The following is a 9,613-nucleotide window of genomic DNA, read 5'->3' as shown; positions in this document are numbered from 1 at the left end:
TTGTCGTTATTAACATTGTAAGGGACAACCCTTCTTTTTTGTTGCCTATTTTCTATTTACACAAGAATTTATACTGAACCCAAAAAATGTACAAAGTAGTCAAGAAAGAAACTATCAAGGCGGACCGCTTCACGGTCATTCAAGAGAAGGTGGACAAGGACGGGCAAATCGCCCCATATTCCTACGTTACGATCGGCTTCGGGATTTCCATCATCCCCTTCGTTGATGATGACCACGTCTTGCTCTTGAAGGAATACCGGCATCCCGTTGGCAGCTGGCAATATGAATTCCCCAGCGGCGGCATTGATGAGGGAGAAGAGCCCAGTCAGGCAGCCAGAAGAGAGCTGCTGGAAGAAACGGGCTATGAGGCCAGCGAGTTGACAGAACTCGGTTTCACCTACCCTTCTTTTGGCTCAACCAATGAGAAGATCACCCTTTTTGCCTGCCGGGCCACAAAAATGGCTCAGCCAAAAAGAGAGATTCTGGAAGAAATCAAGATGGAGATCGTCTCTGTCGACCAGCTGGAAGATTTGATCGTTAAGGGTGAATTCGTCCACGGGGCTGGCCAAGCAGCCTGGCTCAAGTGGCGGCTGCTTAATGAGAGAAGATAAGAAAAGAAGAAGGAAAGTGAATCCCCCCAACATGGACCTGCTGACGGGCATGCCCAATGTCAGCTACTTTAGCAAGTTCGGGGATGACTTTTTAAGAAAGCTCTTAAAGCGGGCCGGGCAAGTTGACGTTATCTACTTCGACATCTCCTCCCTGCACTCTTACAACGACCACTTTGGCTTCTTGCAGGGGAACCAGCTTATCAAGAAGTGCGGGGAAATCATCCGGGCCAGTTTCCAGGAAGGGCTGACCCTGCGCTATGTCGACAACTCCATCTTGACCATCACTGCTCCCAGCCAGCTCAAGAAGCTGCTGCCGGAGATCCAGAAGAAAGTCGCGGATTTTTCCGCTGACAAGGTCACGACCGTCAGAGCCGGCGTCTACCAGGTCAAGGAAATGGAACCAGCCACCAGCGCCGCCGACAAGGCTTACCAGGTCTACAATACATCTGTCAAGAAGCGCTTTGAGATGCAGGACTACTTTACTTAATGGGCTACTTTGAAGAAGCCCTCAGCCAGAACTGGCTCAAGGTCTACTACCAGCCGATTTTCAACCTCTATTCTAAGAAAATCTGTAACTTTGAAGCCGTCTCCCGGTGGCAGGAACCAGGTAAGCCAGCTTTAAAGGCCAGCCGCTTTATCCCTGTTCTGGAAAGAAGCGGCCTGGTCTACCAGCTGGACCTCCATGTCTTAGACCATGTCTGCCAGCTGCTGAACCAAAGGCGGGCCGACAAGCTGCCAACCGTTCCGGTCTCCATTACCCTCTCGCCTAGCGACTTCAACATCGACGGTTTCATCGACCAAGTTCTCGGGATCACCCAGAAATACCAGATCCCCCACAACATGATCCAGTTTGACCTGATGGCCCAACCAGTCGCGGTTGACCAGCAGCGGCTGAAGGACGCGGCGGCCAACTTGCGGAAACAAGGATTCAGGATCTGCCTGGACCGCTGTGGCGGGGAAAACAACGACTTGTCAACGGAAGCCCTGCTGGAATACAATTTCGACTATCTTAAAGTCGACGTCCGCAGCTTCAATACCAACAGGCAAAGGGCCAAGATCATCCTGGCTTCCGTCATCAACATGTCCCGCCTGCTCAAGATCGTCCCGGTCGTCAGGGGGTTGAGGACCAGGCCATGCTGACTCAGGGGCGGCTTTTGGCTAAAGAAATGCCGGAAAAAGAACTGAGCCAGGAAAGAGATAACTTTGAAAGCGTTGAAGAAAGAGCCCTTTTCTCTGGCTTCAACCACATCAACGTCCTGGATCCCTACTTGGAAACCCGGGACCGGCTGGACAACAACTTTGAGAATCCCCGGCCTAATTCCATCTTCATCGTCCAAAGCCAGCAGGCCAAGCTGGTCTACTGCAACAGTGCCTTCCGCTCCTGGACCGGCTGCGCAGGAATGACCAAAAGGTCCGGGAATACTTGAAACAGGTCAAGATTCTGGACTTGAAGTTTGACATCCATATTTCTGCCGGCTATGTCTATGGCCAGGCCCAGACCCCAGACGAGGTCTACGAAATGATCCGGGAAGCCGACCGCATGCTCTACCAGAGCAAGGACACAATGTCCGCAACCAGATCAGCGGCGGGCCTTCGCGCTATAATTAGCCTTCTATTTAACTGAATGAGCATTAAAAAATCCACCCATCTGGGTGGATTTTTGCTTACAGTGATTTCTGTATTTCTTTTTTCTCCCTGTTTACCGCAAGCGGTGTTGAAACTGCTTTTCAATGCCGGCATGGTAGACCAGGTTGTAGCCTAAGCCCGCCCCAACGGCTGCCTGCAGGCATTCAAAAGGAAACTTGACCAGGGAGATGGCCGGGGTCGCGTAAATAAAGGCCCGGCCTAAAGTGTAGCCAGTTACCATCACGGCGGCGCCGATAAAGATGCCCAAGATGACCTTCTTTTTCTCGCCAGCAAACTTGTGGGCAAAGTAAGAGATGATCAAGGCTTCAAAGCCGTGGGAGAAGAGGCTGACGAACATGGGTGCCGGGTAGAAAAGGAAGTCGCCCAAGAAGGCCCCTACTCCGCCGACCACGAAGGCCTCTGATGGGTACAGCAGCAAGGCCGCGGCGACGATGACCACGTCGTTGAAGTAGAGGTGGCCGCCTGGGACAGGGATACTGAATGAAGACAAGGCAACGTTCATCGCCATCAAAACGGCGACGACAGCGGTTCTTTTGACTGACCATGATTTTTGCATGTGATTTCCCTCCGGCTTGTAACTTTGCTTTCTATTTTAGCACTTTTTCAGTATTTTTTGAGGTTTTTTTCTTACAAAAAAGAAGAAATAAAAAGCCAAGGCGATGGCCTCAGCTTAGCTAATTTAAGACATGGATTCTTGCTTTTTAATGACGGTATTTTTTATAAGATTGGCTTTCTTCTCATGGCCACGGTCTTGATGTTCAAGAGGTCCTTGGCGGTGATGTTGTGACAAACTGAGTTAGCCCCGTATGAGCCGGTTCCCAGGGTCAAGGATGGCATCATGTTGTTGTAGACCCCGCCGATCCCGCCAAGGGCAGCCGGGCTGTTGACCAGGATACGGCAGGCAGACATGGCGAAGGCAAACTTGCGGATAACCTTGCTGTTTTGAGTGTGGATGCCGGCAGTGTGGCCCCGGCCGCCGTAGTTCAAGAGGTCGGTGCAGATCTTGAAGGCCTGGGCACTGTTTTCCGCCTTGTAGAGGGTGAAGACCGGGGACAGCTTTTCAGCTGACAATGGGTACTTCGGGCCAACCCCGCTGTATTCAGCCACGATGACTTGGGTGTCGGCAGGCACGGTCACCCCGCACATTTCAGCGATCTTGACCGCGCTCTTGCCGGCCATCGGGCCAGCGACTGTCCCCCGGCGGGGGTCGATGAAGTGTTCTTCAAAGAGCTTGATTTCGTCAGCCTTTAAGAAGTAGCAGTGGCGCTTTAAGAAGGCTTCCTTGACTTGGTCATAGACCTCCTTGTCAACGACAACGGAGTTTTCTGAGGCACAGATCATCCCGTTGTCAAAAGTCTTGGACAAGACGATGTCGTTAACTGACTGTTCAATGTCCGCTGTCTTTTCGATGTAGGACGGGCCGTTGCCTGGGCCCACGCCCAGAGCCGGCTTGCCAGTTGAGTAGGCGGCCTTGACCATGCCTGGGCCGCCAGTGGCCAGGACTATCTGCACCTTTGGGTTGTTCATCAAAGCCGTCGTGGCCGTGAGGCTTGGGTATTCGATCCATTGGATCCAGTTTTCCGGTGCCCCGGCGGCAACCGTGGCTTCCTTAATCAGCTTGGCTGTTTCCACGCAGCATTTTTGGGCTTGCGGGTGGAAGCCGAAGATGATGGTGTTCTTGCTCTTCATGGCGATCATAGCCTTGAAGATAACCGTGGAAGTCGGGTTGGTGACTGGCGTTACCCCGGCGATGACCCCGATCGGTTCAGCAATCTTCATCAAGCCTTCCTGCTTGTCTTCTTCGATCACCCCGACCGTCTTCATATCCTTCATGCTTTCCCAGATAGTCTGGGCAGCATAGGTGTTCTTGGTCACCTTGTCTTCGACCTTGCCCCGGCCAGTTTCGTCAACTGCCATTTGGGCCAAGTAGCAGGCATTGTCTTCACCGACTTTTTCAATGACTTGACAAAGCTTGTCCACGTCTTCCTGGCTGAAGTCATCCATCTGGGCTAAGGCTTCATGTGATTTATTAACCAAAATATCGATATTGTGGTAGATTTCGTCTTCAGTTCGAACTGACTTTTCCACTTCTGTGGTGCTTTGCTTAGGCATTCTCTTGTCTCCTGCTTCTTGCTTATTTCTTGTGATTAATTTCTCAATTACTACTATAACAACATTTAGAAAAAAGAAAAGAGGGTAAAATCCCCCTTTCTTAATGACACAAGAATCTGCTTTTCCCTTATGTTTTGCCTTATTAGCGATGTAAGCGATAACCGCCTTTTGTTATTGTGAATAAATTATTTTATATATCTTTTCCACTTTTACAAAAGATAGCGATTTCTGTCACAAAAGTTAAAAGGCGATTTTTCCAGCTTTTTCGCCGATAAAAAGTAGAGATAAGATACTCTCTTTACTAGGCAAAGTCAAGGAAAGTGTTCGACTTTTACCAAAATTTCTAGCTTTTCTCCCTTGTTTTCCCCATTATTTTTGGAGAAAACCTAACATTACGCAAAAAAACAGCCATGACTCGGTCATGACTGTATGATTTATTTACTTTTATTTTCCGGCCCGCTTGTTCTTAACCCGCTGGTGGAAGTAACAGAAACTCCCAAAGAAGACGGCCCAGGCCGTGGCCAGGCTGGCCCCAAAGATATCCGCCTTAACGAAGAAGAGGCTGAAGAAGATGACCAGGAAGAAGGCAATCGTCAATGGACTGGTTACCTGGTAAAAAGGCATCTTGAAGCCATCTTCCATAAAGTCACTGGACTTGCGGTACTTCCGGTGAGCCAACAGGGCCAGGACGTAAACCAGGATGAAGATGTCACTGGTGGCCCCGGCGACCATGCTGAAAGCCTCAATTGCCGTGTTAGAGAAGCTGAGAATTGGCGCGATCAGGGCGAATAAAACTGAGATCGCGATCCCTCTTGCCGGTACCCCGTTTGGCGCAATCTTGGCAAATTTTTCTTTCAGCCAGCTGCCCTTTTTAGCTTCTTGCGCTAATTGGAAGAAGTGCCGGCCAGCTGAGAAGATGGTTGAGTTCAAGGCTGAAGCCGCGCTGGTCAAAACCACGAAGTTCAGAACTGAAGCCGCGGTAGTGAAGCCGGCTAACTGGAAGACCTGGACGAAAGGACTGCTTGAGGCAGACACTGACCGCCAGGGAACCACGCACATGATCACGGTCAAAGTCCCGATGTAGAAGATCAAGATTCTCAACAAGGTCTCGTTGACCGCCTTTTTGATCACCTGGTGGGGATCTTCAGCTTCTCCGATCGTGATAGTCACGAATTCAATCCCGGCAAAGGAGAAGAAGACCATCGGGAAGGCGGTAAAGAAGGCGTAAGTGCCATTTGGCGCCAGCTTGAAGTTCTTGGTCAGGCTGGCTAAAGAAGCATAGCCAACCGGGGTTTTAGCATGGGTTGCCACCAGGAAGACCCCGGTCAAGATCATGGAGATAATAGCGATGATCTTGATCATGGCAAACCAGAATTCCGTTTCCCCAAAGAGGCGGGCTGCCGTCAAGTTCAGCAGGGTCAAGGCTCCTAGGAAGATCAGCTCAACCAGCCAAAGAGGCGCGTGCGGGAACCAGTACTGGAAGTAGGTCCCGACCGCTGTAAGTTCAGCCATACAGGCGAAGAGCAGGCCGATCCAGTAGGACCAGCCGGCGAAGTTGCCAGCTGCTGGCCCCAGGTATTTAGTAATAAATGAGACGAAGGTATGGTGGTTGGGGTCTGAGTAAAACATTTCTCCCAATGCCCGCAGCATGAAGAAGAAAAAGACCCCCATGAATGCATAAATCAAAATGACTGACGGTCCGGTGGCCGAGATAGTGCTGCCGGCCCCTAAGAAGAGACCAGTCCCGATCGTGCCCCCGATGGCAATCATCTGGACATGCCGGTTCGATAAGGACCGGAGCGTTCCGTCCGCGTTTTCGTGTCTTTTCGCCATCTGTCCTCCTAAATAATTAAAGCAACATTGATCTATAATTATTTTAATAATAGAGAAAATAGCCGGAAAAGTAAAGTTATTAAGCAAATTAGGCTGATTTTCACCCTTTAACCGAATTGATCTTCAAGATAAAAATCTAAGGGCTGTTGATACTCCAATTTAACTTTCTTTGCGGAATACAATTTGTTTTTCTTTAAGAAAGCAATTGTCTGACTGTAGTTGCTGTAAACCGGATAGTAGATCTTAGCCCGCTTGCCATTTGCCCGCGTCCAGGAAACCGCGACTTGGCCAATCGGCTTCTGCAGGCTGGCCTGCTGGTAATCCCACTTGGCTAAGTCTTGCTTGTAGGCTGCCCGGAAGTCCTTGTAAAGCTGGCTGTCCTGGCGCTTGATCGTTTCCTTGCCATTTGTGTAGGTAAAGGACACGCTATCCAGATTGTCCATAATCATCTGGTCGTGGTAGATCTGGAAGTAAGCCTGCTTGTAAGCCTTGGTCTTGCTGATTGGTTCAAAGTATTTCTTCAGCGTCTTTCTATCCACATCATAGACCCTGGTCTTGACACGGCCATTCTTCATTCTGAAGACAAAGCGCATCTGGACTTAATCTTCCCGTTCATGGGACCGGTTCTGAGTAAATTTGCTGCCGGCTTTAACCAGATTTATGAGGTCACTGTTTACCGGCAAATACATGTATTTCGCGGCATAATCGCTGGCGTCACCTTTAGCTGATTTTTTACCCATGTAATAGTTGGTATAGATGCCGTCATCCCGCGAAATTGCCACACTGGCTACTTGCTTGCAGGCAGCCAATCATCATAGCGCTTGGCTCCCCAAACCATGCCGGCCAAAATTGCTAAACCCGCCACGGTTAACAGCAAGCTCTGGACAAAATTATGCTTCCAGGCAGCCAGGTCAAACTTGTAGATGATTTCCATCAAGCTGGCAGTTATTAAACCAATGATCAGGGCACCAATAATGCCGCAAGCAAAGTTTAAGCCGATCATCGTGTAGCCAATGATCCCGCCAATTGCCGCGAAGTAGACAACCACGATGATCTTAACCACCTGTTCAATCCAGGCAAAAGCCACAGCTCTGCCTGCCTTTTCATTAGCACGTTTCTGGTAAGCCCAGTAGGCTAAGGCCAGGTAAAGGACGGTCCAAAGCAGGTTAATCCCGATCCCCAGCCAGTGATTTGAGTTATAAACCTGAGTTGAAGGATTGGTGTATGCCAGCCAATCATGATTGTCATAGCCAGCCGTAGTTGCCAAGGTGGAATAGAAGATTGAATTCAGAAAAATCAAGCCAAATTCAAAGCAGGAGAAAAAGATCGTGGCTAAGCCAGCCACAAATGTATTACCTGTGATCATCATGCTCAAAGAGGCGATAGCGTACCAGGCTGAAAAGGCAAAGAGGTCAGCCAGAAAGCCCCGCCAGACCTCACCGTCAGCCAGGAAATTAGCCCCACCTGCAACCAAGATCAGCATTCCGGCCAGGAAAAGGAGCAAGTAAAGCAAGCTATAAATAAGCAAGCTGTTGACCGTAATTCCGATGAAGCGGGTCTTGCGGCTGATCGGCTGGCTCTCGTAATAGTCCACTTGCCGCGGCACGTGCAAGAAGCGAAAGCCTTCTAAGGCCAGGTAGATGCCGAAGATCCCGGCCATCGCAGCCGACATGCTCGTATTTTGAAAAATATAATATGTCCGGGCGTCATGCAGCAAGGAAGCCGTCTCAACATCTTTGTTGCTGATCAAAACCAGAATCGGCCCAACGATATAGAACATGGCCATGACCAAGACCGCCAAGACTACAGGTACTTTCCGGTGCCGCAGGATTTCTTTTTGCGGCAGACCGTGTTTATTTAAGGATAAGTTTGCGCGTGTCATAGCCAACTGCCTCCGCTTCTGCAATAAAGATTTCTTCCAAGGTCAACGGCAGGATTTCGAAGAAGGTCATCGGCACATGGTCAAAGACCGCCTCGACTTCGCTCCGGCTCCCCCGCACGACCAAAGTGTGCAGGCGGCCCCGGCTGCTGTGGTCAACCAGCTTCAGCTTGCCTAGGACTTCCTCCATGTCCCGGTCGTCCTTAAAGACGCACTGCAGCTTCTGGATTTCCAGTTTCATGTCGGCCAAGTCTTCTGATAAAAGCAAACCGCCGCTGTGCAGGAAACCGGTGTGGTCACAAATATCTTCCAATTCCCACAAGTTGTGAGAGGCAATGATTGGAGTCAATTGCCGCCGGTCCATGTCTTCGGCAAAAAGGCTCTTCATGCTCTGCCGCATAACCGGGTCTAAGCCATCAAAGACTTCGTCTAAGAGCAGGTACTTGGTGTTAGTACATAATCCTAGCAGGATCGCCAATTGCCGCTTCATGCCCTTAGAATAGTCATGTATGCGGCGCTTTGGCTCTAAGCGAAAGTCTGCCAGCAGTCTGGCAAAACGTTCTTGGTCAAAGTCCTGGTAAACCGCCGCGTAATCCCTGGCCATAGACTCCGCTGTGGCATTTGGGAACAAGTGGGGGTCATCTGGAATGAAGCAAAACTTTTTCTTTGCGGCTGGATTGTCATAAACTGGCAAGCCATCAATAGTGATATGCCCAGAAGTCGGCCGCAGGATGCCAGCGATCATCCGCAAGAGGGTGCTCTTGCCGGCCCCGTTGGTCCCGATCAAGCCAAAGACCCGGTCTTCTTCAATGTCAGGTTAAGGTTCTTAATGGCCTCTGTCTGCCCATAATCCTTGCTTAGTGCATCAATCTCGATCATCTTCTGCCGCCTCCTCCATGGCCTCAGCAAATAATTCCTGTGGATCCAGGCCCACTGCTTGAATCTCCTTAATTAAATCAATCATTTTCCCTTTCAGCTCTTCTTTTTGCTTGCTCTTCAGCGTTTCATTGGCCCGGACGAAATTCCCCCGGCCCTTGACGCTGTAAACGTATCCCTCCCGTTCCAGCGCGGCGTATGCCTTCTGCACTGTATTAGGGTTAGTCGACAATTCCATGGCCAACTTTCGCACAGACGGCAGCTGCTCATCTGGCAGCATGACTCCGGTCAGAATCAGCTGCTTGTACCTGTCCGCGATCTGCTGGTAAATCGGCCGGCTGTCCAAATAGTCAATAAAGTCCACTAGCTCGCTCCTTTCCAGCTGTCTATACTGTACTATTTATTCTAGTACACCAAAGACAAATTGGCAAGTAATTAGCAAAAAGAAAATAGATTGTTTCTAAAGTAAAATAAGCAGCCAAGAAAATTTAGAAAGAAAAGAATAAGACAGAAAGAAAAAACAAATGCAAAGACAAAAAAGAAGCAGGTGGATACCTGCTTCTCAGTGACGGTCCATGCGGGATTTGAACCCGCGATCTCCTCCGTGACAGGGAGGCGAGATAGACCACTGCTCCAATGGACCAAATATTCTGTT

At 49.8% G+C, this 9,613-nt stretch carries 8 protein-coding genes, 1 tRNA gene and 3 pseudogenes; 5 read left to right on the top strand and 7 right to left on the bottom strand.

Annotated elements, in window-relative coordinates; genetic code table 11:
- Positions 1 to 86: 86 nt before the first annotated feature.
- The 5 genes from FD23_RS07080 to FD23_RS07060 are packed head-to-tail and all read left to right on the top strand — an operon-like array spanning position 87 to position 2,235.
- On the top strand, positions 87 to 611 hold the full coding sequence (locus FD23_RS07080; RefSeq protein ID WP_025896439.1) for an NUDIX domain-containing protein: 525 nt from the start codon (positions 87 to 89) through the stop codon (positions 609 to 611).
- 16 nt (positions 612 to 627) lie between these two features.
- Positions 628 to 1,098, top strand: coding sequence for a diguanylate cyclase domain-containing protein (locus FD23_RS10670; RefSeq protein ID WP_230844871.1), 471 nt, complete (start codon positions 628 to 630; stop codon positions 1,096 to 1,098).
- Entirely contained in the window at positions 1,098 to 1,751 is a 654-nt protein-coding gene (locus FD23_RS10665; RefSeq protein ID WP_044880582.1) for an EAL domain-containing protein, read from the top strand. The genes FD23_RS10670 and FD23_RS10665 overlap by 1 nt, the downstream gene beginning before the upstream one ends.
- Positions 1,745 to 2,038, top strand: coding sequence for a hypothetical protein (locus tag FD23_RS10660; RefSeq protein ID WP_044880581.1), 294 nt, complete (start codon positions 1,745 to 1,747; stop codon positions 2,036 to 2,038). Before FD23_RS10665 ends, FD23_RS10660 begins: the two co-directional genes overlap by 7 nt.
- A complete protein-coding gene (locus tag FD23_RS07060; protein ID WP_230844872.1) occupies positions 2,035 to 2,235 on the top strand; it encodes a GGDEF domain-containing protein in 201 nt (66 codons plus the stop codon). Before FD23_RS10660 ends, FD23_RS07060 begins: the two co-directional genes overlap by 4 nt.
- A gap of 75 nt (positions 2,236 to 2,310) precedes the next feature.
- Here FD23_RS07060 and FD23_RS07055 read toward each other — a convergent pair whose 3' ends face one another.
- From FD23_RS07055 to FD23_RS07025, 7 genes and pseudogenes are all read right to left on the bottom strand, one after another.
- Complete coding sequence (locus tag FD23_RS07055; RefSeq protein WP_052933740.1) at positions 2,311 to 2,814, bottom strand: ECF transporter S component; 504 nt, start codon at positions 2,812 to 2,814, stop codon at positions 2,311 to 2,313.
- Positions 2,815 to 2,990: 176 nt separating this feature from the next.
- Positions 2,991 to 4,370: pseudogene (locus FD23_RS07050) on the bottom strand (aldehyde dehydrogenase family protein); the annotation flags it as partial.
- A 444-nt stretch (positions 4,371 to 4,814) separates the two neighbouring features.
- Entirely contained in the window at positions 4,815 to 6,203 is a 1,389-nt protein-coding gene (locus FD23_RS07045; RefSeq protein ID WP_025896398.1) for an amino acid permease, read from the bottom strand.
- Between the two features lie 107 nt (positions 6,204 to 6,310).
- Positions 6,311 to 8,085, bottom strand: a pseudogene (locus FD23_RS10980) (DUF6449 domain-containing protein).
- A pseudogene (locus FD23_RS07035) lies at positions 8,057 to 8,961 on the bottom strand (ABC transporter ATP-binding protein). Before FD23_RS07035 ends, FD23_RS10980 begins: the two co-directional pseudogenes overlap by 29 nt.
- Positions 8,948 to 9,322 (bottom strand): GntR family transcriptional regulator, encoded by a 375-nt coding sequence (locus FD23_RS07030; RefSeq protein ID WP_003611829.1) that lies wholly within the window; start codon positions 9,320 to 9,322, stop codon positions 8,948 to 8,950. Before FD23_RS07030 ends, FD23_RS07035 begins: the two are co-directional and overlap by 14 nt.
- 205 nt (positions 9,323 to 9,527) lie before the next feature.
- Positions 9,528 to 9,601, bottom strand: a tRNA-Asp gene (locus FD23_RS07025).
- Positions 9,602 to 9,613: the final 12 nt, after the last annotated feature.

This window comes from Lactobacillus delbrueckii subsp. delbrueckii DSM 20074 = JCM 1012 (assembly GCF_001433875.1).
GTDB lineage: Bacteria > Bacillota > Bacilli > Lactobacillales > Lactobacillaceae > Lactobacillus > Lactobacillus delbrueckii.
This window is presented reverse-complemented; position numbering and strand designations above follow the sequence as displayed.

Bases quoted from the DNA above. Each gene is read 5' to 3' on its own strand.
- FD23_RS07080 (WP_025896439.1), top strand. From the start codon at position 87: ATGTACAAAGTAGTCAAGAAAGAAACTATCAAGGCGGACCGCTTCACG.
- FD23_RS10665 (WP_044880582.1), top strand. From the start codon at position 1,098: ATGGGCTACTTTGAAGAAGCCCTCAGCCAGAACTGGCTCAAGGTCTAC.
- FD23_RS10660 (WP_044880581.1), top strand. From the start codon at position 1,745: ATGCTGACTCAGGGGCGGCTTTTGGCTAAAGAAATGCCGGAAAAAGAA.
- FD23_RS07055 (WP_052933740.1), bottom strand. From the start codon at position 2,814: ATGCAAAAATCATGGTCAGTCAAAAGAACCGCTGTCGTCGCCGTTTTG.
- FD23_RS07045 (WP_025896398.1), bottom strand. From the start codon at position 6,203: ATGGCGAAAAGACACGAAAACGCGGACGGAACGCTCCGGTCCTTATCG.